A 22,720-nucleotide genomic window follows, 5' to 3' on the forward strand; every position below is an offset into this window, starting at 1 on the left:
AGGCGCGCGATTGTTATCAATCGTGAACGACGCCCCGCCCAGGCACCGGTTTCGGCGCTATTTGCGCAGCTGCCTGAGGATCTGCTCCAGCACCTTCCATGGCTCGGTCTGGTCAGCCATCGCCACGGGCACGCGCAGCTTGCTGCTGGTTGCCTGCTGCGGCGAAAACAGCAGGCCCGGAGCCAGCAGCAGATTGCTCAGCGCCGCCTGACGCGCCAGAACCTCGGTGTCCACGCCGCAATCGACCCAGGCAAAAGTGCCGGCCACGGGTTCGTACTCCGCATGGCAGCCCAGCGCTTCGAGCTTGCGCAGGCAGCGCCCGCGCGCGCGGTCCACGCGCTCACGCAGCCGGTCCACATGCTTGCGAAAGGAACCGTCGGCCAGAATATGGTGCACGATCTGCTCCGCCGGCAGCGACGAAGTCAGCCCCGCCAGCAGCTTCATGTCGGTCAGGCGGTGCACATACTCGGGTTTGGCCGCGATATAGCCCACGCGCAGGCCGCCCGACAAGGTCTTGGAATAGCCCCCCACCAGAATCACGCGCTGCAATCTGTCCATGGCCGCCAGCCTCAGCGGCATGGCGCCCAGGAATTCGGCATAGGTGTCGTCCTCGACCAGCAGGAAATCATGGCGCTCGGCAATGCGCAGCACCTCGTGGGCCACGCCGGCAGACAGGCTCAGTCCCGTGGGATTGTGTACCGCCGTGTTGAGGATGAAGAGCTTGGGCTTGTGGCTCTGGGCCAGCGATGCCAGGGCCGCCACATCGGGCCCGCCGGGCAGGCGCGGCACGCCGACGACATTCACGCCCATGTATTTGAGCCGCCCGAAGATCAGGAACCAGGCCGGGTCTTCGACCAGCACGGTATCGCCGGGCTTGAGAAAACAGCGCACCACCAGGTCCAGACCATGGGTCACGCCGCCCACCGTCATGAGGTTGGCCTCGGGATGAGCCGGCACCTCCTGGGCCTGCAGATTCGAGGCGATCTGCTGGCGCAATGGCAGAAAGCCCTGTGGATGGCCATAGCTGAGAAAGCTCTGCTCGGCCCGCGCATTGTTACGGGTGATGGCGCGCATGGCGCCCGTGATCAGGCCCTGGTCCATCCAGCTCGAAGGCAGGCAGCCTGCGCCCCCGGTGCCCGCGCTGTCGTCGCGAAAAATGCCGCGCAGCAGATAAGCGGTGTCGAAGTCCGCCGGCTGTGCCGAGGCGGCAGCCACGGCGGCAGGCTCCATCACGCGGCGCTGGGCAGCCACATAAAAACCGCTGCCGCGCCGCGATTGCACCAGGCCCTGGGCAGCCAGCTTGTCGTAGGCCTGGACCACGGTGTCTCGGCTGACACCTGCGCTTTCCGCCAACGCCCGCACCGAAGGCAGGCGCACGCCCACACGCAGGCCGTGGTTGCGGATCAGCCCGCCGAAATGCTCGACCAACTGCTCCACCAGGCCTGCTGCACTGGAGCGCATGGGCTGCCAGCCCAGGGATGCCGTAGCGGCCACAGGCAAGGCTGCCGGGGTCGCTGCCCTGCCGTCGATATGAGCATCCAGCATGAAGTGCTTCCTCAAAGTGTCAGGTCAATTAGAGCAGGCCAGCTCATCAACTGGCCCGCAAAAGTGTACTGATAGTGTACTGACTACAGATCTTAGTATAGAGGCACAACGCTTATGCAGCCCCAAGGTTCACCATGCCATTTCTGCCTGAATCCTCAGCCTTCATCCTGCCACTGGCCATGTTTGCCTTTGTCAGCTCCGTGACGCCCGGCCCCAACAATGTGATGCTGACGGCCTCGGGGGCCACTTTCGGCTATCGCCGCAGCGTGCCGCATATGCTGGGTATCTGTCTGGGCGTGGTCATCATGGTGCTGCTGATCGGCGCGGGCCTGGGCAAGCTGTTCGAGGCCGAGCCACGCATCTACACCCTGCTCAAATATGTGGGCGCGGCCTATCTGATCTGGCTGGCATGGAAAATCGCCCGTGCCGGCGGCGTGGACCAGGGTCAGTCGGGCAGCCGACCGTTCAGTTTCTGGCAGGCCGCTGCCTTCCAGTGGGTCAACCCCAAGGCCTGGATCATGGCCGTGGGCGTGGTCGCGACTTACACACCGCGCGAAGGCTTTTTCGTCAATCTGATGTTGTCGGCCCTTGTTCTGGGCCTGGTCAACTATCCCAGCATCAGCGTCTGGACCCTGTTCGGCAGCACCGTGGGGCGCGCACTGCGCACTCCACAGGCACTGCGCATGTTCAACGGCGTGATGGCCGGTCTGCTGCTGCTGTCGCTGGTGCCCATTTTTGCCGAGCATGTCTAAACTCGGTCCATGCAATATGACATACGCCAACTGACCGAGTCCGACCTTTGCAGTTATCGCGCCCTGCGCCTGCAAGCCCTGACAGAATGCCCCACCGCCTTCGGTGCCACACCTGCCAGCGAACAGGCACTCGGTGATGCGCAGATACTGAATCGTTTCGGCAGCACGCCAGGTCAAGCCATGTGGGGAGGCTTTGACGCAGACGGCAGACTCTGCGCCACCCTGGGCATGTATCGCGAGCAAGGAGAAAAGACTGCGCACAAGGGCAATCTCTTTGCCATGTACGTGGCTGCGCCGGCCCGAGGCCAAGGCCTGGCCCGCCGCCTGCTGGAGACGGCTGTTGAGCACGGCAGAGCGCTGAACTTGCGACAGCTGATGCTGGGCTGCAATGCCGGCAACGGCAACGCACTACGCTTGTATGAGCAAGCAGGTTTTAGCGAATATGGGCTGGAGCCTGCGGCCCTGTATGTGGACGGCGAGTATTTCGACGAGGTGCTGATGGTGATGAAGCTGGACTAATCCGCATCGCACCGGCCCGTTCCAGCCGGCAGGCTTGAACAAGCGGCTTGGCTCAGCGCGCCTGCATCGCAATGATCTGCTGCGCCAGACCGGCGATGGCCTCGTCCGAAAGCTGGTCTGTCTCCAGAACCTGGCGCCGAGGCCATTGCTCGAAGTGATTCGACTGGGAGCGCTCGTAGTGCGGGTCATAGTGCCTCAGCATCAGCTCTTCGAACAGCGAATGCAGCTCCCCGGCCCGCGCCCATTGCTGCCAGCGGCCCACGGTCTCCTTGCCCTGCAGCTCCTTGAGCCAGCCCAGCTTGGTGGCCAGCACTTCGGGATCGTCCCCCAGGTAGGCATAGTCGCGCAGCAGATAGGAAAGACGTGCGGCGGTCGTCGCACGCACCTCGATGACCGGAGCCTTGTGCAGATGCTGCACCAGCACCAGCGGCAGGCCGACGCGGCCGATCTTTGCGCTCTCACCCTCCAGATAGACGGGACGCGAGAGATCGAAGGTCTCAAGCTGCTCGGCAATCAGGGTCTCGAAACGCTTCTGGCTGGGCTGCTCGATGCCGGGCAGACCGCCCAGCAAGGAGCCCTTGTGGCTGGCATAGCCCTCCAGGTCCAGCACCTGCTCGCCGCTTTGGGCCAGCGCATGCAGCACACGGGTCTTGGCCGAGCCGGTGGCGCCGCAGAGCACGCGCATCTGCAGCTTAGGCACCAGGCTTTCAAGCTGCGCAATCACATGGCCGCGAAACGCCTTGTAGCCGCCGGCCAGCTGCTGGGCATCCCAGCCGACCAGACGCAGCCAGGTCACCATGGAGCCGCTGCGCAGGCCACCGCGCCAGCAATAGACCAGGGGCTTCCAGTTGGCAGGCTTGTCGGCAAAGGTTTCGCGCAGATGGCGTGCCAGATTCGCCGACACATAGGCCGCCCCCAGACGCTTGGCCTCAAAAGGGCTGACCTGCTTGTAGATGGTGCCGATCTCGGCACGCTCGGCATTGCTCAGTACCGGACAGTTGATGGAGCCGGGGATATGGTCCTGCTCAAACTCGGCGGGCGAGCGGGCATCGATCAGGGCATCAAACTGGTGACGTTCGGGAACGCGAACGGGCTGGCGGTGGGACACGGCGGACTATCCATGGCTGCGCCTGACGGCCTGCATGGCTGCCGGGCAATGGCGTGTGGTCGGGCGCAAAGCGGGAATCGCGACAATGCAGCGATTCGACCTGAGGCTCGGCAACATGAAAAACCTGCAGTCTCATCTCAAGATGAAGACCGGCAGGCCACGAAGCAAGGGCGTGGATCGAGCCTCGATACGCACAACGGCTGCGGCAAGATTTTCCGCAACAGTCATTCCCTGTATAGGGGGTATTTTCGCAGATATGCGGGGCTGCTTCAGCCACGGCCCCAAAACTGCACAGGGCGCAGCTGCTTGCACAACTGCGCCCTGTGTGAGGTCAAGTCAAGCTCCAGCACTTGTGCGTCAAGTGCCTAGAGCTATCAAAATGATCAGGCTTGGTTATCCTGGCGCGCAAAGTATTCGCGCGTGAGCTGCACGATCACGGGTGAGAGCAGCAGCAGCGAGATCAGATTGGGAATCGCCATCAGCGCGTTCAGCGTATCGGCGACCAGCCAGGCAAAGTCCAGCGTGGCCACGGCACCCACAAAGGCGCTGATGGTCCAGAGGATGCGGAAGGGCTTTTCACAGATGGTGCCGACCAGATAGGTCCAGCATTTTTCACCGTAATAGGCCCAGCCCAGAATCGTGGTGAAGGCAAATACCGACAGCGAAACGGCCAGCACATATTTGCCCACACCGGGCATGGCGGCCTCGAAGCTCTGGGTGGACAGCACGGCCCCGGTAGCGCCGGAATTCCAGACGCCGCTGACCACGATGGCCAGCCCGGTCATGGTGCAGACGATGATGGTGTCGATGAAGGTACCCATCATGCCTACCAGCCCCGAGAAAACGGGGTCACGCGTGGCACCAGCAGCCTGGGCGATGCCGGCCGTGCCCAGGCCCGCTTCGTTGGAAAAAATGCCGCGCGCCACGCCCATGCGGATGGCCATCAGCACCGTCGAGCCCAGAAAGCCGCCCGTGGCCGCCGTGGGGCTGAAGGCCTGCTCGAAGATCAGTGCAAACGCAGCCGGAATGCGGTCGAAGTACACGCCCAGCACATAGAGCACGCAGATCACATAGGCCACGCACATGGCAGGCACCAGCTTTTCGGCCACCGCGCCGATGCGGGTGATGCCTCCCAGCACCACGGCACCGGTAAGCACGGCCAGGCCCAGGCCTGTGATCCAGCTCTCCAGACCGAAAGCCGTGTGCATGGCCGATGCAATACCGTTGGACTGCACCATGGAGCCGATGCCGAAACCGGCCAGACCGCCAAAGATGGCAAACAGCGTACCCAGCCATTTCCATTTGCTGCCCAGACCGTTTTTGATGGCGTACATCGGGCCGCCCACCCACTGGCCGTGGTCGTTTTTCTCACGGTACTTCACCGCCAGCACCACCTCGCCATACTTGGTAGCCATGCCCAGCAGCGCCGTCATCCACATCCAGAACAGTGCGCCCGGGCCGCCCACGGCAATGGCCGTGGCCACGCCGGCAATATTGCCCGTGCCCACGGTGGCGGACAGTGCCGTCATCAGCGCTGCATAGGGAGTGATGTCGCCATCGGCCTTGTCGCCGGGACGGCGGCTGCGCCAGATCATGCGGAAGCCGCGCACGATGTTGCGCAGCGGCATGAAGCCCAGGCGGACCTGCAGATAAAAACCCGTGCCGAGAATCAGCACGATCATGGGAACGCCCCAGACAATATCGTTGAGGGCTTTGAAGAGTTGGGTTAACCAGTCCATTGAGTGTCGTCTGCCGCAGCCAGCTTTCGCCTGCGGTCCATTGAATGGCAACAGTCCCGGAACATGTCTTTCACCCATGAGCGGCGAGTGCGGCAACCGCAAGAGGCCCGTGTGAGGCCCACGCACAGCGCACTATTCCTGTTTGCCGGTTGGCAAAGCGCCCTACTTTAATCCAGTCTGCGATCGCTTTTGGGCTGCCGCGACCTATGACTCGCACAAGTGCGAAAAATCACGGCCAGTGTCTTCACGGCACTCACTTGCGCGGGCGCAGCAGCATTTCATCGCCGCTCATCTGCACATCGAAGAAGCGCAGAAAGTTCTGGCCCAGCAAGGCGTCGTCGCTATCGTCGCCCGTATAGCCCGTGCCCACGCGCACGTCGCGCACACGCAGGCTGGCGATACGGACCTCGTCGGCGGTGACGATGCGGCCGTCACGTTCGCCGTTGGCCGTGCGAAAACGCACTTTCTCGCCCCCCTCCAGGCCGGCACGCTCGGCCAGCGCATCGGTCACGCTGACCGAGGTGGCACCGGTATCGACCATAAAGGTGACGGGCTGATCGTTGACATAGCCCTTGACACGGAAATGCCCGTCCATGCCGCGCTCTATGCGCACCGTGCCGTCGGCCATGACCTTGGCCTGGGCCGGCTTGAGGAAATGCTGCATGGCCAGATACATCGCAGCCATGACCACCAGCCAGAACAGCAGAAACAGCATGGTGCTGCGCCGTGCCACGGATTGCGGGGAAGGCTCGGACTCTGGCGAGGACTGGGGCGGCGGCGTGACATTCAGGCGCATGGGCAGGCAAACAAGCTGAGGACAATGCAGCCATTTTGCCAAGACCGGCGCCAAGGTCATACCCGGCCATTACGGCGCCAGCGCCGCTACCGCGCTTACATTGAAGCTTGTTTGCAAATCTACCGGCCTGCAAGGTCGCCCAATATGAACACATCCAAGCTGCCCGCCCTGGTGCTGCACTATATTTTCGATCCTCTGTGCGGCTGGTGCTATGCCGCTGCCCCGCTGGTCAAGGCCGCGCGCGAGGTGCCCGGCATCGAGGTTCAATGGCATGCTGGCGGTATGCTGACCGGAGCCCACACGCGCACCATCACCGCGGACTGGCGTGACAAAGTCATGCCCAGCGACCAGCGCATTGCAGAGATGACGGGCCAGCCTTTTGGCGATGCCTATCTCAACGGTCTGCTCAATGACATTGGCGCGCCGCTGGACTCCGAGCCCCCGACCACGGCCCTGCTGGCCGCCGAAGCGCTGGCAGGCAAGGGCCTGGAGATGCTGGCTGCCGAGCAAAAAGCCCATTACGTGGAAGGCCGCCGCATCAGCGAGCCCGCCGTGCTGCGCGAACTGGCAGCCGGCATCGGCCTGGACAGCACGGCCTATGACGTGGCCTACGCCGAGCAAAGCGGCGCGGCCACGCAAAAGCATATTGCCGAAAGCCGCGAATGGCTGGGCATGGTGCAGGGCCAGGGCTTCCCCACCCTGGCGCTGGAGTTCGACCACCCCGAGCAGGCTGGCCAGCGCGCCGTGCAGCGCATCGAGATCGGCGAATGGCTGGGCGATGTCGACGGCTGGAAGCAGCAGCTGGCCGCCTGGGCCGAGCAGATTGCCGAGCTCAACCAGCAGCAGGCCGGCAACACCGACACCAGTGGCGACCCCAGTTGCGGCCCCGACGGCTGCGAGCTGCCAGCGCGCTGAGCGGTACAGCCTGCGCGGCAGATACTCTTTTATTCATAGCTCACAGCGCTTTGTATTTAAAGAGTTCAGGCATTATTCAATCTTAATTCCTTATTCATCAAGCGCAAGAAGCTATCTTTTTTAATCCATCTGCCGACGGCTCCACACCCTGTCGCTATTGCCTTCGCTACTGCGGCAGGGCATAGGCGATCACATAGTCACCGCGCTTGGGCGACTGGCGTGCGCCACCGGCGGTGATCACCACATACTGCCTGCCGGTTCTGGGCGAGACATAGCTCATCGGCCCGCCCTGGCTGCCCACGGGCAGGCGTGAGCGCCAGATCTCCTTGCCGTTGGCGCTGTCGAAGGCGCGCAGATAGAAGTCCTGCGTGCCCGCGAAGAACACCAGCCCCGACTTGGTGACCATGGACGGCCCCAGCGTGGGCATGCCGATGGGAATGGTCAGCCACATGGGAATGCCTAGAGGACCGGTGTCACGCACAGTGCCCACGGGTACCTGCCATTTGATCTGCCGCGATTTCAGATCCACGGCCGTCATGGTGCCAAAGGGCGGCTTCTGGCAGGGAATGCCCAGCGGCGACAGAAAGCGCTGGCGCATGGCGCCGAACGGCGTGCCCTCCTGGGGCACGGCCCCCATCTCGATGCCGCTGGCGCCCGGCTTCATATCAGCGCGCGCAATCATGTAGTTCGCCAGACCCAGGCGCATATCGTTGACGAACATGGTCTGACTGATCGGGTCTATGGAGACACTGCCCCAGTTCATGCCGCCCAGCGAGCCCGGAAACTGCAGCGTCGGCCCCATTCCCGGCGGCGTGAACACGCCCTGATGATCCATGTCCTTGAAGGCAATGCGGCACAGCAGCTGATCGAAAGGCGTGGCCCCCCACATATCGGACTCCTTGAGGGTCTGGTTGCCGATATTGGGCATGCCCGTGGAATGCGGCTGGGTCGGCGCATAGCGCTCACCGGGCACATGGCCTTGCGGCACGGGCAGCTCCTGCACCTCTGCCAGAGGCTCGCCGGTCTCGCGGTTGAGCATGAAGATCATGCCCTGCTTGGTCACCTGCAGCAGCGCGGGGTCCACCCCGCCCTGGGCATTGCTCACATCGACCAGAGCGGGCTGGGACGGAATGTCGAAGTCCCACAGATCGTGGTGCACAGTCTGGTAGAGCCAGCGCGGCTTGCCGGTCCTGATATCCATGGCCACGATGGCGGAGCTGTTCTTCTCCATCTCCGGCGTGCGCTGGGCCGCATAGAAGTCCGGCGTCGCATTGCCCGTGCCCAGATAGGCCAGCCCCAGTCTGGCGTCATAGGACATGCCGCCCCAGACATTGGGCGAGTTGCGCGTATAGGTCTGCCCCTGGGGCGGCTGTCCGGTGATGTCGGCATTGCCCGGGTCCCAGGCCCAGACCAGCCTGCCGCTGTGCACATCAAAGGCGCGCACCACGCCCGAGGGCTCGTCGGTCGAGAAATTGTCGGCCACGCGGCCGCCCACGATCACCAGGTTCTCGGCCACCAGCGGCGCCGAGGTCTGCTGATACCAGCCCTGCTTGACCTCGCCCATGCCTTCGGTCAGATCCAGCACACCGTCCTTGCCGAAGTCGGTGCATGGCTTGCCGGAGTCGGGGTCCAGCGCGATCAGGCGCGCATCGATGGTGGGCAGGAACAGACGACGCCTGCAGCCTGGCACAGCATCTCTGGGCTTGCCGAGTGCGCCCGAGGCCTTGATTGCGGCCTCATTGCCATCGAAGTAACCCAGGCCTCGGCAGCGCTGCCAGTTGGGTGACCTGGCTTCGGGGTCGAATTTCCACTTCTCCTCGCCCGTGTCCACATCCAGCGCCAGCACCTTGCCGTAGGCCGTGCAGACATACAGGCGGTCACCGATCTGCTGCGGCGTGTTCTGGTCTTCGGCACCCGAGCCAGTGCTCTGCGGCACATCGCCGGTGCGCGCCGTCCAGGCCACGGCCAGCTTGTCGACATTGTCCCGGCTGATCTGCTCGACAGCCGCAAAGCGCTGTCCTGCGGGGCCCTGCCCCCAGTCCGTCCAGTCCGAGGCCTTGATCTCCATGGAGCCTACCGAAGGCACTTCGGTGACCTCGGGGGCAATCACGCCCTTGGGTGAGAAGGCACTGACGGCCGTCGCGACTATGCCCAGGCCCAGCACCACCACCGACACTGCGGCTCCCAGGCGTCCGTAGTCGTTCATGACCAGCTTGCCCGCCTCAAGCTGTGCATAGCCCAGGGCCACCAGCAGGCCCAGCACGGCAAACACCATCAGGCGCGACACCAGCGGCCAGAACTCCCAGCCCGCATCCCACCAGGCCCAGACCATGCTCAGCACAAAGGCCAGCGCATAGAGATGGGCGCCAGCCCTGCGCCGCGCCAGCAGCAGTGTGGCCGACGCCAGCATCGCCAACCCCATCAGCACAAAGTACCAGCTGCCTCCCTTGCCGAGCAGAATGCCGCCGCCTATGGTCAGGTACAGACCCATGAGCAGCATCAGCAACGCCACTGCAAGCCAGTACCAGCGCCCGTCATTGGATGAAGGAGCCATAGCCTCACCTGAAATTAATTGCCATTTGTGTATTGCACGCCTTAACGCCGATACACATCGACATACTTTCGAGGCTTTGCACGCCAGCCTCAGGACTACAAGCCCCAGGTAAGAAGGCATAAAAAAACCGCACCGTGGAGACGGTGCGGCCGCTGAGATGACAGTGCCGGCAGATCTTCAAAGCTGCCAGGCAGGCGGCGCAGCTCAGTCCATCATCGAGATCACCACATCCCCGAAGCCCGAGCAGGACACCTGGGTCGCACCGTCCATCAGGCGGGCGAAGTCATAGGTCACATGCTTGCTCTGGATGGCTTTTTCCAGCGACTCGACGATCAGATCCGCAGCCTCGCGCCAGCCCATGTGGCGCAGCATCATCTCGGCGCACAGAATCATGGAGCCGGGGTTCACATAATCCTTGCCCGCATAGCGCGGCGCCGTGCCGTGGGTGGCTTCGAAGCAGGCAATGCTCTCCGACAGATTGGCACCGGGAGCAATGCCGATCCCGCCCACCTGCGCGGCCAGCGCATCCGAGATGTAGTCGCCGTTGAGGTTGAGCGTGGCCACCACCGAATATTCGGCCGGACGCATCAGAATCTGCTGCAAAAAGGCATCAGTGATCGAGTCCTTGATGATGATGTCCTTGCCCGTCTTCGGGTGCTTGATCCGGCACCAGGGGCCGCCGTCGATCAGCTCGGCACCGAACTCGCGCTGCGCCAGGGCATAGCCCCAGTCACGGAAAGCGCCTTCCGTGTACTTCATGATGTTGCCCTTGTGAACCAGGGTCACACTGGGCTTGTTGTTGTCGATGGCGTACTGGATGGCCTTGCGCACCAGGCGCTCCGTGCCCTCGCGCGAGACGGGCTTGATGCCGATGCCCGAGGTTTCGGGAAAGCGGATCTTGTTGGCTCCCATTTCCTTGGCCAGGAAGTCGATGAGCTTTTTCGCCTTCTCGCTGCCGGCCGCGTATTCGATGCCCGCGTAGATGTCCTCCGAGTTCTCGCGGAAGATCACCATATTCGTCTTTTCGGGCTCCTTGAGCGGCGAAGGCACGCCCTTGAAGTACTGCACGGGGCGCAGGCAGACATACAGATCCAGTTCCTGGCGCAACGCCACGTTCAGCGAGCGGATACCGCCGCCCACGGGCGTGGTCAGCGGGCCCTTGATGGACACGGCATAGTCGCGCACAGCGGCGACGGTTTCCTCGGGCAGCCAGACATCGGGGCCGTAGACGCGCGTGGCCTTCTCGCCCGCATACACCTCCATCCAGGCAATCTTGCGCTGGCTGCCGTAGACCTTGGCAACGGCAGCGTCAGCCACCTTGCGCATCACCGGCGTCACATCGACACCGACACCATCGCCCTCGATGAAGGGGATGATGGGTTGGCTCGGAACATTCAGTGTCTTGTCCGCGTTGACGCTGATCTTCTCCCCCTGCGGCGGAACCTGGATGTGCTGGGACGTGCTCATGTTGTGGAATCTCCTAGTCTTGAATATTGCGCGGCGGCGCACCTTTTTGGTGCTATTTTGTTGCCCCCGATTTTGGCACCTTGCTCTAAGCAAATTTTAAGAAATACAGCATAAAAACCTGTCAACGGCGGCACAGAGCTGCTGTTGAGAGGGTGTGAGGGTCAGATGGGCTGCTCCTCACTTCAATCTGAAACCTGGCATTGCCGCATCTCTAGGAAATTGGCAACTATGAAAAAACTACTCGCTGTCCTGATTGCTGGTTCGTTCGCTGCTGGCGCTTTTGCTCAAGCCGCCGCGCCGGCGCAGCCTGCCACACCTTCCGCAGCAGCAGCGGCGCCCACCGTCAAGCATATGAAGGCAAAACCTGCCAAAAAGCATCATATGCAGCACAGCAGCAAAAAGATGCAAAAGCCAGCCTGATCGCGCGCTGAAAACCGGTCTGACGATACCGGCACTCCAAGCCTCTGCACGCCGGATCTGACTCACACCCAAGCCTGCCGGACGGAAAGTTCTGCAGGCTTTGCATTTTGCAGACCGGCTCCGGCCGCCTATTTGCGACAGCGATTTGCACCGCAACCCACGCGGATTGCTATAGGCTTGTGACTTCCGACTTCCTGTTTGGCATGCAAGGCTCATGAAGAACCTCCCCACCAAGACAATCCCCAAATCCGGCTGGCGCGCCCCGCTGCTGGCCCTGGCCTGCACCGCCCTGCTGGGCCTGTTCGGCAACCCGGCCATGGCCCGCGAAGAAGGTCAGCCGCAGACGAATCTGCGCCGCATCGATCTGACGGCCGGCATGTACCGCATCGACACCCAACTGGCCATCACGCCGCAGCAGCGCGAGATCGGTCTCATGTTCCGCAAGGAGATGCCGCAGCAGGAAGGCATGCTCTTTGTCTTCGAAGTACCCGGCGTGCAGTGCTTCTGGATGCGCAACACCATCCTGCCGCTGACGGCGGCCTTTGTGGCCGATGACGGCACCATCGTCAATCTGGCCGACATGAAACCCATGAGCGAGGACTCCCACTGTTCGGCCAAGCCCGTGCGCTATGTGCTGGAGATGAACCAGGGCTGGTTTGCCAAGCGCGGCATCAAGGCCGGCACCAAACTGGGTGGCGCGCCCTTCAATCGCTAAACACCGCCAGAATCAGCATCCTTCATGCTCTACCAGCCGCGGTTTCCACAGGCACTGAGCGATATCGCCGTTGCATTGCTGCGGAGATTGGAAAAATCGCAAGCGCTTGAGTCCTACCCCGGCTTCACGGTAAGGATCAATGGCGAATTGCTGCATGCACCCTACCGCGTCTACTATGACGAACGTGAGCTGCAGCAATGCATTCAAAAAAGCAGCGGCCCCACACATCAACTGGCCCTGTGCCTGGGCAGCCGCCACGCCAACGGGCATGTGCGCGAAATCTGTCTGCGCCAGTTGCTGGCGCATGACTGCGACTGGGTGCGGCCGTTTGTGGTCCGCGCGGCTGGCGAGTATGTACTGGAAATTGCCGAGCATCTGACAGCCCAGACCCATAGGCTATCGCCACACAGCTACGGGCGTTTTGCTGCCGAAAACCCCGATTTTGTAACTACCTGCAAGCAGCAGGCCGCCAGTTACTGGGACTGCTACCACCGCCAACGCTATCCGCTGCTGCACCAGCATCCCGGCATACGATTTGTGCGCTGGGTTGACGAGGCACGGCAATCACTGCCCCACGCGGATTGATGCCACTTTACTCAGAGCGCGCGGTTCATGCCGATAGCGGTTGCGCGCTGCCGGTGGGAGCACGCTCTTGAGCATTCGGTAATCGCAGGCCCCAAAGTACTGAAAGTTGCGCCGACCTTCGCGCAGCGTCATATGGTTGGGGCCGGAGTATTCATCCGGGCAGTCCACATCCCAGCCACTGTCTTCCCAGAAGCAGACGCTGCAGATGCTGTACTCACCACGCTCATCCAGCGAGAAATAGTCGCAGCAAGGACACTGATACAGCGGCATGGAGCGCCTTTCATAAATTCGGATCAAATCAAGCTACAGCGCTTATACATCAGGCACAGGAAGCTTCCATTTATATAGCAACTACTGAGACCGGACACAAAAAAGCCGGCGACCTTTTCAGGTCCACCGGCTTTTTATGGAGCACTGCCTGCACGCAGGCGGGGCAACCCGCGCTGCGAGGCAAGCTGGCTTACACCGACGCGATGGCGGCGTTGAAGGTGGCGCTGGGGCGCATCACGGCGTCCAGCTTGGCCACGTCGGGCATGTAGTAGCCGCCAATATCGGCAGCCTTGCCTTGCACTTCCTTCATCTCGGCCACGATCTTGGCTTCGTTCTCGGTCAGGCTCTTGGCCAGAGGTGCGAACTTGGCCGCCAGTGCTGCATCTTCGGTCTGAGCAGCCAGAGCCTGGGCCCAGTACAGAGCGATATAGAACTGCGAACCACGGTTGTCCAGCTCGCCGGTGCGGCGCGAAGGCGACTTGTCTTCGTCCAGCAGCTTGCCGGTGGCTTCGTCCAGAGTCTTGGCCAACAGCTTGGCGCGGGCATTGTTTTCCTTGATGCCCAGGTCTTCAAACGAGACGGCCAGAGCCAGGAATTCACCCAGCGAGTCCCAGCGCAGGTGGTTTTCTTCCACCAGTTGCTGCACATGCTTGGGAGCGGAACCGCCAGCACCGGTTTCGTACATGCCGCCACCGGCCATCAGAGGCACGATGGACAGCATCTTGGCCGAGGTGCCCAGTTCCAGAATCGGGAACAGGTCGGTCAGATAGTCACGCAGAATGTTGCCGGTCACCGAGATGGTGTCCAGACCGCGGGCCACGCGCTCCAGCGTGTAGCGCATGGCGCGCACTTGCGAGAGGATGTGGATTTCCAGGCCGTTGGTGTCGTATTCCTTCAAGTAGGTCTGCACCTTCTTGATCAGCTCGGCTTCGTGCGGACGATAGGGGTCCAGCCAGAACACGGCAGGCATGCCGGAGTTGCGGGCACGGGTCACAGCCAGCTTCACCCAGTCACGGATAGGAGCATCCTTGACCTGGCACATGCGCCAGATGTCGCCAGCTTCCACGTTCTGGCTCAGCAGCACTTCGCCGGTGGCGATGTCCACGATGTTGGCCACGCCGTCTTCGGCGATCTCAAACGTCTTGTCGTGCGAGCCGTACTCTTCGGCCTTTTGCGCCATCAGACCCACGTTGGGCACGGTGCCCATGGTCTTGGGGTCGAAGTTGCCGTGCCACTTGCAGAAGTTGATCACTTCCTGGTAGATACGGGCAAAGGTGGACTCAGGCATCACGGCCTTGCAGTCGTAAGGCTTGCCGTCAGCGGCCCACATCTTGCCGCCCACGCGGATCATGGCGGGCATGGAAGCATCCACGATCACGTCGTTGGGCGAATGGAAGTTGGTGATGCCCTTGGCGGAATCGACCATGGCCAGACGCGGACGGTGCTCCTGGCACTTGTGCAGGTCACGGATGATTTCTTCGCGCTGCGAAGCAGGCAGGGTCTCGATCTTCTCGTACAGATTGGCCATGCCGTTGTTCACGTTCACGCCCAGCTGATCGAACAGCTTGCCGTGCTTTTCGAAGGCTTCCTTGTAGAAGATCTTCACGCAGTGACCGAACACGATGGGGTGGGATACCTTCATCATGGTGGCCTTCACGTGCAGCGAGAACAGGATGCCCGACTCGCGGCAGTCTTCGATTTCCTTTTCATAGAAGGCGCACAAGGCCTTCTTGCTCATGAACATGGAATCGATCACTTCTGCCGCCTGCAGCTTGACCTTGTCCTTGAGAACGATGCTGTTGCCGGACTTGGTCTCCAGCACCATCTTCACTTCGCGGGCCTTGTCCAGCGTCATGGACTTTTCGCCGTGGTAGAAGTCGCCCTCTTCCATGTGCGACACATGTGTTTGCGACCACTGCTTCCACTCACCCATGGAATGGGGGTGCTTCTTGGCATAGTTCTTGACCGCAGCAGGCGCGCGGCGATCCGAGTTGCCTTCGCGCAGCACGGGGTTCACGGCAGAGCCGATGCACTTGTTGTAGCGTGCCTTGATGTCCTTTTCGGCATCGGTCGTGGCGGTTTCAGGATAGTCGGGGATGGCGTAGCCCTTGCCCTGCAATTCCTTGATCGCTTCTTGCAGCTGGCCCACGGATGCGGAGATATTGGGCAGCTTGATGATGTTGGCTTCAGGCGTCAGCGTCAGCTTGCCCAGTTCAGCCAGGTTGTTCGGAGCGCGTTGGGCTTCGGTCAAAAAGTCGGGGAACTCGCCCAAGATGCGGCCTGCCAGCGAGATATCGCTGGTCTCCACATTGATGCCGGCCGGTGCTGCGAAAGCACGGATCACGGGCAGGAATGCGCTGGTAGCCAGGCGGGGAGCCTCGTCAGTCAAGGTGTAGATGATGGTGGGTTGCTGCGTACTCATCTCTTGTCTCAGGTTGTGAAAAAAGGGGGAAAGGTGCCTTGGGCCTGCATCCCGGGCTTGCGCAATGGGGCCTGACACAGCGGGACGACACTTTCTTGATGCAATGCGTTCCCACAATACAAAATTCTACGCGCAACCGGGCCGATTTTTTCAAGTCTTGTACAAGACTCAAGGATTTAGCTCAACTTTCAAAAGGCGTTTTCATTGGGAAACAGGCTTTTTTTCCCGGTTTTCTGCCATGTAAAAAGTCGCACTGCCGCATTCATTTAGCGGCCATCACAGCCGTGCAAGTTGCGTTGAAAAGTTGCGTTGCGCGGCCTTTGGCACAAATTTGCGCCATCTTTGGCACAAAGTAGCACAGGCTTTGGCACCAAGGCTGACAAATTGGCAAGCGATCACGTACTCGAATGTGTTGTTTTATCACCCATCGACCAGTCTCCGTTGACGATGGGGGCGTTGGATGGATGCGTTGACCAGTTGACCTCCAACCGGGAGCACTGGCAAGAACAGGCCTTTAGCTGCCCTGTAGGTTTCTGCTGAAAAGGAGTCCTGCAAAACCATATGGGTCACTTCTGACTGAGCGGCTCAAGTCGGCTTACCGCGAGCGCCGAACGAATGCTTTGTGGGCACTCAATAGGATGGCTTCTGGTCACACCTAGCCAATCGCTCCATACCTTTGAATAAGACGTCGTGCAGTACGAGACGCTTCAGTACCTGCTTGTCTCTAAACCTGCTTGTCTCTAAAGCTCATCTTATTTTTTGTGTGCGCCTGAGCTTTTGGAGTTGACGTACCTCAAACCAAGACACAATGTACGCGGTCACTTTCGATTGAAAGTGAACCAACTGCATAAACGACGTATCTCATGTATGGGTGCATCCCTTTAGTGCTGGTTCATAACTTTACATAGGACCTCTTTTAGATGAGTACACATTCTTATAAGGATTTGTTGGCGCAACGCGAGGCTCTTGAGCAGCAGATTGCTGCCGCCCGCAAGACCGAAGTCGCAGACGCGGTGCAAAAAATCAAAGGCTTGATCGAGGCTTTCGGACTGACACAGGATGATGTCTTCCCTGCCGCCAAGCAAAAACAAAAACGCGAGGCTGGCTCTGTGGCTCCAAAATATCGTGACCCAACCACAGGCCAGACTTGGTCCGGTCGAGGAAAGCCTCCGAACTGGATCAAAGATCAAGATCGTTCTCAGTTTGAGATTTGAAAGTGGCCCTAGCGGCCACTTTTTATTTCTCCCGACTGCCGCAGCGACCGGTCTTGCTCGCCCACTTGCGATTCTTTCAACACTGCCTCGGCTGGCTCCTCGCTCTTGGCCCGGTTTTAAATCGCCAATTCGCCACATTCGCGCTGATTCGCATCGCCGCCAACCGCGCACTCCCGCCGCCGGGCTTCCATCTCAAAGTCCTTGAAGCATCCCCGGATTGCAGAATCCGGTCGTTGATGCTGATGGCGGCCTTGCCTTTGATTTTCCAGAGCTTTTCAGCCCTCAGCTCGTACTGCCCCTACTCGAACGACACACCATGTGTCTTCAGTCTCCCTGCGGATGTGCCGTGCCGTACCGTATCGATCCATCTGTGCCCAAGCAAGCTGCTCAATGTAAGCGTCGCCTGTCATTCACAGAATGCCGCTGATAGGTTCACAGCCACGCCGTGAGCGAAGCCACATTCAGCGGGCTGCGACAAGGGACTTGCTCACATGTCCAAGCAGGGCTTTCGGCCCAAGTCCAGAAACTTCAAGTCATTTGGCCAGCCCGAGAAGATCAAGTCGCTCAGGAGGAAGCCGGATGCAGCGATAGCCTCGCCACCTCGCTCGCTTTCGTGTGCCGAACCCTAGTCGAACACCACTCCTGAAAACTGCTCAGTCTTCAATCAAAGCTGGGCGTTTTTATAACGTTCTCCAAATTGATATGGCTCAAGAATTCAAAAGAAAAAAGCGAGCTCTTCTAGAGGCTCCACCGTAAAAATGCGCGGCAAATTGAATTCAGCATTTGTGTAATGCGTCTTGATCGTATCAAAAACGCTGAAAAAGAACGCTATTTATCTGCTGACTACTGAATATCACATTGCTCTGCCGAACTAGCAAAGAGACGCGTCAAGAGCAACCGACACACAGAATTTCGCAAATTTCAACTCCCCGGCAATGTGAACCAATGACAACAAATGAAACAAATCGCATATTGTTTGTATATTTGAGCTTGTATACCTCAGTTTGCATGTTGATGGACCCTGCACACTCCTCCTATCCGGAGTGTCTGGATCCCTTGCATGGATGGTGATGTCAGCCTAGGCCAGCGGCAAGTGAAAATGGCTTGTGCGGCCTGCATCTAGCGTAGGAGCGCGTTCTATGGTGCGGAGGTCTAGTTTCGAGTCTAAGGTTGTCACAGCATTTGGAACAGCCGCGCTGGTAGTGATCGCGATGGCACTATCGACGTGGGAAGTTGCAAATGATGCAGCCAAAGCCGCCCAAATGGTGACACATGCACACCAGTTGCTCAACAATATAGATCGCGTCAGAGGCTATTCTCTCCAATCTGAACTAACCACTCAAAATTTCCGTCTGACAGGTAATGCCGAGCATATTGCCGAGCGAAATGCAGCGATGGCTGAGCGAGAGCTTTCGCTGGAAAAAATACGGCAACTAACGATCGATAATCCAGATCAACAACGTCGCTGGACAGAGCTGCGTAAAGTCATTGACCAGCGCATGGCAGCTGCACGCCAAATTGAAAAATTGCGCAATACCCAAGGTCAGAAGGCAGCAAATGCATTTGCTGCCGCAACTACGCTTGCATCCACGCGTTTGCGCACCTATGAATTGCTGAGCGAGATGGATACCGAGGCGCGCCTGCGACTCGCTCTGGAAGAGGCCGAGCACAAGCAAGCGCGTCATAAGCTGGTGATGGCTGGAGCATTGGTCGCTGTGGCACTTATCTTGCTATTGGGTTCCTCCTATTTTCTGATAAGACGTCAATTGCGCGAAACAGAAGCGAGTCAGCGTGCTCTGGCTGACAATGAAGAAAGCCTTGTGACTACCTTGCACTCGATCGGCGATGCAGTACTCGCAACAGACACTGAAGGGCGAATCACTCGCATGAATTCAGTGGCCGAACAGCTCACAGGCTGGAGTATTAATGAGGCTCAAGGCCGTTCTATCGGGGAAGTATTCAATATCATTCATGAGCAGACCCGCGAGCCTGCTCATATTCCTGTAGCAACGGTGTTAGCCACCGGGGAAGTGCAGGTACTTGCCGACTACACCTCAATCATTGCCAGAGATGGCACCGAACGTCCAATCTCTGATAGCGCCGCCCCCATCCGCGATTCCAAAGGCCAACTACGAGGTGCTGTACTAGTCTTTCGGGACGTTACTTTGGAGCGAAAGGCACAACGGATCATCCGTGAGCAAAACGCGTCACTTGAAGCTGACGTGCACCAACGCACTTTGCAATGGCATGAGATTCAAAGCCATTTGCACAACGTCATCAGCGCCGTTCCGGCGCTGATTGCCTACGTTAATGCACAACAGCACTACGAGTACGTCAACACTCAGTACCGGGAGTGCTTTGCACCTGACCGCGATGACATCACGGGTGAGTCGGTAAGAAAAATCCTCGGAGAGGAACGCTATGTTGTTGCCAATGACTTGATTGGCAAGGTCCTCGCAGGAGAGCCGCAAACATATGATTGGCAGCCCTTTCCAGGAGTTTGGCAGACTATTCAGTATGTTCCCAAACACCAAGCCGATGGAACGGTTGCTGGCTATTACGTATTGGGCACCGATATTACTGAGCGCAAGCACTATGAAGAACGTATCCAGACGCTCAATGGGGAACTTGAACAACGAGTGCATGAGTTAGAGCATATTGGCCGCGGACTGCGAACCTTGAGCGCCGGTAATCGCACCATGTTACGAGCCAGCGAAGAACAGAGTCTGCTTGAAAACATGTGCCGAGCCATCGTGGCTGCAGGAGGCTATGGCATGGCTGCCGTCTGGTATTCGGGTAACGAGCCAGATCAACAACTACGTCCGATGGCCGAGTGCAATTATCCAGGCGGTATAGAAGCACTTCGCAGCCTAGGACTCATAGCAGCCGATACGGAGCTAGGCCAAAGCCTGACATCTAGCGCAATTCGCAGCGGCAAGGTTCAATTTGTCCGAGACATGCGCGTAGATTCCAACCATGTTCGATGGAGCGACAAGCTTGGTGAACTTAAATCAGGTGTATCTTGCCCTTTATTGGTTGAGGGCGAAGTCATTGGTGCACTATCCATTTATGACACCGAACCAGACGCGTTCGGCGAAGATGAAATCGCATTGCTGACCGAGTCAGCGGACGATCTAGCCTTTGGCATTTCCATTCTGCGTACACGCTCAGAGCAACTACGTGTACAAGCAGAGATGAATCATATGCTGCGCCATGATCCCTTGACTGGACTACCCAATTCGATTGAATTCAGGGAAGTTCTGACTGCGAAAATTGAAGAACGCTCTTCACATCCAGAACCAATCGCGGCTTTGCAATTCAATATTGAACGCCTTCGAGAAATCAACGAGGTGCTAGGTTTCTCTAATGGGGACCAGATTCTTAGAGACTTCGGAGAGCGCCTAAGGCAAAGCATTCCTGATTCTGCACATATTGCGCGTTTACGCGGAGACGAATTCGCAGTATTAGCACCCACTCTGGATAGAGGTTCCGCCATAGCCTTGGCCGAAGAATTGGAAAAAAACATCTCCCGCCCTTTCCCGATCGCAGATATTGAATTGGATGTCAGCGCAAGAGCTGGCATAGCTTTGTTTCCCGAACACGGCACAACTGCCGATGAACTATTGCGTCAAATGGGAAAGGCCACCCATCAAGCCAAGGCCCGCGGATTGAGCCAGTGCGTATTCGACCCGTCGCATCAGAAAAATCAAGCGGGACGCTTGACCATGGCAGGGGAACTTCGGCGAGCCATTGCAGGCAACCAGCTGCGACTATTTTTACAGCCAAAAGTTGATTTTTCCTCCGGGCAAATCTGTGGAGCAGAGGCCTTGGTACGCTGGATGCATCCGCTTAAAGGCCTAATTCCTCCCGGATTGTTTATCGACCTGGCTGAGCAAACAGGCCTGATCAAGCCTTTGACGGAATGGGTCATTGTCGCAGCCCTTGATCTGCTGCAGAGCTGGCAGGCAAAAGGTTGTGCTGTTCCTATAGCAATCAATCTCTCCGCGCGAAACTTCAGAGATGAGCAGCTTTTCGCCAAATATCGCCAATGGCATTCAGAGCGCTCTGTGTCAACCGGACTATTGGAAATCGAGATTACGGAAAGCACCGTAATGGAGCATGCTGAATATGCTCTACGAGCACTGAGTGAGATGAGCGATGCTGGGATTCCTCTTTATGTGGATGATTTTGGAACAGGGTACTCCTCATTGAGCTATCTACAAAAACTACCAGTAGATTACATCAAGATCGATCAGTCATTCGTTTCTGCAATGCATCGCGATCGGGATTCTGCCACGATTGTGCGCTCCACCATTGATCTCATACATGATCTTGGACGGAAGACAGTTGCCGAAGGTGTGGAGACCAAAGAGCACTGGGATCTGCTCAAGGATCTTGGCTGTGATATCGCACAAGGCTACTACATCGCTAAACCTATGCCTTCCAGCGATTTCCAGCAATGGGCCGAAGATTTCACAAAATGCCAATTACGGGATAAATCATCTTTTTCGGGATAGCCAATTACATGAAATCACGCACCTACCAACAAAAAAAAGACTCATAAATCTCATAGATAGGCCTGAAATTTCATGCCAACAAATTCAATAAATTCAGCCGATAACCAATTAACCTATAGCGAGAAAATAATCCCACGGTTGCAAGGCTCGCTCCTTTTCCCCGAGCTTCGCACATTCATAGCTCAATACATTTTCACTGCCAACCTCATACGAGCTTGCATTTTTTCAAACTTATAATCTTCAGGCATCTATTTGCTTTAAATGATATTCAAAGGTCGAAACCAAAAGCAACTGCCGACCTTATTGCTTCCGGCCTCAGACTGAATTCCAAGCACACAAGAAGCGCTTCAAATGCGCACCACGCAAAAAAGTAAGTACGCCAGTGGCGCTATGCTGATCACTATCGTCTGTGGATTCAACTGGACAATGCAACACAATGACTGCCTCTGGCGCAAGGAGTGCTGGCATGAAGCAAAGACTGCGGATTTACTACACTGGAAATCCAAAGAGCCGCACTTTGTACCCAAGCAGTCATTCCCCAACAACCGCTATCAGTCCGACCTCGCTGCCCAATTCACTTACCTCGGACTACTATGCCTGCCACCATGACACCTGACCAATATCTTGCGCATTTGCAGGCTGTGTATGCTGCATTCCAGCTACGCTTTCACCCCTTGCCGCCGGCCAGCGAACAGGATCTGGCCGCTTTGGCCGCCGCGCTGGGGCCTCTGGATACCGATCTTGCCGCATTCTGGCGCCTGACTGCGGGCAGCAGCACCGACAGCACCCAGCCCCTGTTTCAGCGGCCAGGCTTTGTGGATGCACTGGACCTTCTCACGCCGTCGCAGGCCATGGCCCAGGCACTCCGCATGGAAAAGCGGGCCCAGCGCATGTGGGATCTGGCCGGCCCCGCGTCCCAGGACCCTCGCCTGAGCGGGCGCTGGTGGCACGCCGGCTGGCAGCCGTTTGCCAGCTTCTATGGCGACATCGTGCTGATGGCCGATCATCATCCCGGTCCCGAAGGACAGCGCGGCCAGATCATTGCCTATGTGCACGACCCCGACCAGATCTACTGGATTGCCCCCAGCTTCTCAGCCTATCTTCAAGCGTCCGCCGACTCGATTGACGATGACAGAGAAGAATTTTTGAATGGACCACTGGACGAGCAGGAATGAGCGGAGC

The 22,720-nt window shown here is 58.8% G+C and carries 17 protein-coding genes; 9 read left to right on the forward strand and 8 right to left on the reverse strand.

What is annotated here, in order from left to right:
* Positions 1-57: 57 nt before the first annotated feature.
* A complete protein-coding gene (locus tag Cth01_RS14155; protein ID WP_034409760.1) occupies positions 58-1,545 on the reverse strand; it encodes an aminotransferase-like domain-containing protein in 1,488 nt (495 codons plus the stop codon).
* A 134-nt stretch (positions 1,546-1,679) separates the two neighbouring features.
* Here Cth01_RS14155 and Cth01_RS14160 point away from each other — a divergent pair, with 134 nt between their 5' ends.
* Both Cth01_RS14160 and Cth01_RS14165 read left to right on the forward strand, forming a co-directional pair.
* Complete coding sequence (locus Cth01_RS14160) at positions 1,680-2,297, forward strand: LysE family translocator (protein WP_012838790.1); 618 nt, start codon at positions 1,680-1,682, stop codon at positions 2,295-2,297.
* A 9-nt stretch (positions 2,298-2,306) separates the two neighbouring features.
* Positions 2,307-2,816, forward strand: a complete 510-nt coding sequence (locus Cth01_RS14165) for a GNAT family N-acetyltransferase (protein WP_034409763.1) — start codon at positions 2,307-2,309, stop codon at positions 2,814-2,816.
* Between the two features lie 52 nt (positions 2,817-2,868).
* Here Cth01_RS14165 and mnmH read toward each other — a convergent pair whose 3' ends face one another.
* From mnmH to Cth01_RS14180, 3 genes are all read right to left on the reverse strand, one after another.
* The gene (gene mnmH, locus Cth01_RS14170) at positions 2,869-3,924 is read right to left on the reverse strand and encodes a tRNA 2-selenouridine(34) synthase MnmH (protein WP_045839508.1); all 1,056 of its coding nucleotides are present in this window, start codon (positions 3,922-3,924) and stop codon (positions 2,869-2,871) included.
* 383 nt (positions 3,925-4,307) lie between these two features.
* Positions 4,308-5,663: an alanine/glycine:cation symporter family protein gene (locus Cth01_RS14175; RefSeq protein ID WP_034358234.1), complete on the reverse strand. Its 1,356-nt coding sequence runs from the start codon at positions 5,661-5,663 to the stop codon at positions 4,308-4,310.
* 253 nt (positions 5,664-5,916) lie between these two features.
* A complete protein-coding gene (locus tag Cth01_RS14180; protein WP_012838794.1) occupies positions 5,917-6,459 on the reverse strand; it encodes a retropepsin-like aspartic protease family protein in 543 nt (180 codons plus the stop codon).
* A gap of 144 nt (positions 6,460-6,603) precedes the next feature.
* Between Cth01_RS14180 and Cth01_RS14185 the strand changes: the two genes are divergently transcribed.
* Positions 6,604-7,374: a DsbA family protein gene (locus Cth01_RS14185; protein ID WP_045839509.1), complete on the forward strand. Its 771-nt coding sequence runs from the start codon at positions 6,604-6,606 to the stop codon at positions 7,372-7,374.
* 166 nt (positions 7,375-7,540) lie between these two features.
* Here the strand turns inward: Cth01_RS14185 and Cth01_RS14190 are convergent, their stop codons facing one another.
* Both Cth01_RS14190 and icd read right to left on the reverse strand, forming a co-directional pair.
* Complete coding sequence (locus tag Cth01_RS14190) at positions 7,541-9,928, reverse strand: membrane-bound PQQ-dependent dehydrogenase, glucose/quinate/shikimate family (RefSeq protein WP_045839510.1); 2,388 nt, start codon at positions 9,926-9,928, stop codon at positions 7,541-7,543.
* Positions 9,929-10,132: 204 nt separating this feature from the next.
* Positions 10,133-11,395: an NADP-dependent isocitrate dehydrogenase gene (gene icd, locus Cth01_RS14195; RefSeq protein WP_034358243.1), complete on the reverse strand. Its 1,263-nt coding sequence runs from the start codon at positions 11,393-11,395 to the stop codon at positions 10,133-10,135.
* 165 nt (positions 11,396-11,560) lie between these two features.
* Between icd and Cth01_RS14200 the strand changes: the two genes are divergently transcribed.
* The 3 genes from Cth01_RS14200 (at position 11,561) to Cth01_RS14210 (ending at position 13,115) form a co-directional block, all read left to right on the forward strand.
* The gene (locus Cth01_RS14200) at positions 11,561-11,815 is read left to right on the forward strand and encodes a hypothetical protein (RefSeq protein ID WP_428839332.1); all 255 of its coding nucleotides are present in this window, start codon (positions 11,561-11,563) and stop codon (positions 11,813-11,815) included.
* A 214-nt stretch (positions 11,816-12,029) separates the two neighbouring features.
* A complete protein-coding gene (locus Cth01_RS14205; protein ID WP_034358247.1) occupies positions 12,030-12,530 on the forward strand; it encodes a DUF192 domain-containing protein in 501 nt (166 codons plus the stop codon).
* Positions 12,531-12,554: 24 nt separating this feature from the next.
* Positions 12,555-13,115 (forward strand): hypothetical protein, encoded by a 561-nt coding sequence (locus Cth01_RS14210; RefSeq protein ID WP_034358249.1) that lies wholly within the window; start codon positions 12,555-12,557, stop codon positions 13,113-13,115.
* On the opposite strand, the gene Cth01_RS14215 is transcribed toward Cth01_RS14210, so the two are convergent.
* Positions 13,095-13,385, reverse strand: coding sequence for a CPCC family cysteine-rich protein (locus Cth01_RS14215; RefSeq protein ID WP_034358251.1), 291 nt, complete (start codon positions 13,383-13,385; stop codon positions 13,095-13,097). The two genes, Cth01_RS14210 and Cth01_RS14215, sit on opposite strands and share 21 nt — an antisense overlap.
* Before the next feature lie 190 nt (positions 13,386-13,575).
* Complete coding sequence (locus Cth01_RS14220) at positions 13,576-15,807, reverse strand: NADP-dependent isocitrate dehydrogenase (RefSeq protein ID WP_003067431.1); 2,232 nt, start codon at positions 15,805-15,807, stop codon at positions 13,576-13,578.
* A 920-nt stretch (positions 15,808-16,727) separates the two neighbouring features.
* Here Cth01_RS14220 and Cth01_RS14225 point away from each other — a divergent pair.
* The 3 genes from Cth01_RS14225 (at position 16,728) to Cth01_RS14235 (ending at position 22,713) form a co-directional block, all read left to right on the forward strand.
* Entirely contained in the window at positions 16,728-17,021 is a 294-nt protein-coding gene (locus tag Cth01_RS14225; RefSeq protein ID WP_003067427.1) for an H-NS histone family protein, read from the forward strand.
* A 1,139-nt stretch (positions 17,022-18,160) separates the two neighbouring features.
* Entirely contained in the window at positions 18,161-21,538 is a 3,378-nt protein-coding gene (locus tag Cth01_RS14230) for an EAL domain-containing protein (RefSeq protein ID WP_045839512.1), read from the forward strand.
* A 605-nt stretch (positions 21,539-22,143) separates the two neighbouring features.
* Positions 22,144-22,713, forward strand: a complete 570-nt coding sequence (locus tag Cth01_RS14235) for an SMI1/KNR4 family protein (RefSeq protein WP_045839619.1) — start codon at positions 22,144-22,146, stop codon at positions 22,711-22,713.
* Positions 22,714-22,720 lie beyond the last annotated feature (7 nt).

The organism is Comamonas thiooxydans (genome assembly GCF_000964545.1).
GTDB lineage: Bacteria > Pseudomonadota > Gammaproteobacteria > Burkholderiales > Burkholderiaceae_C > Comamonas > Comamonas thiooxydans.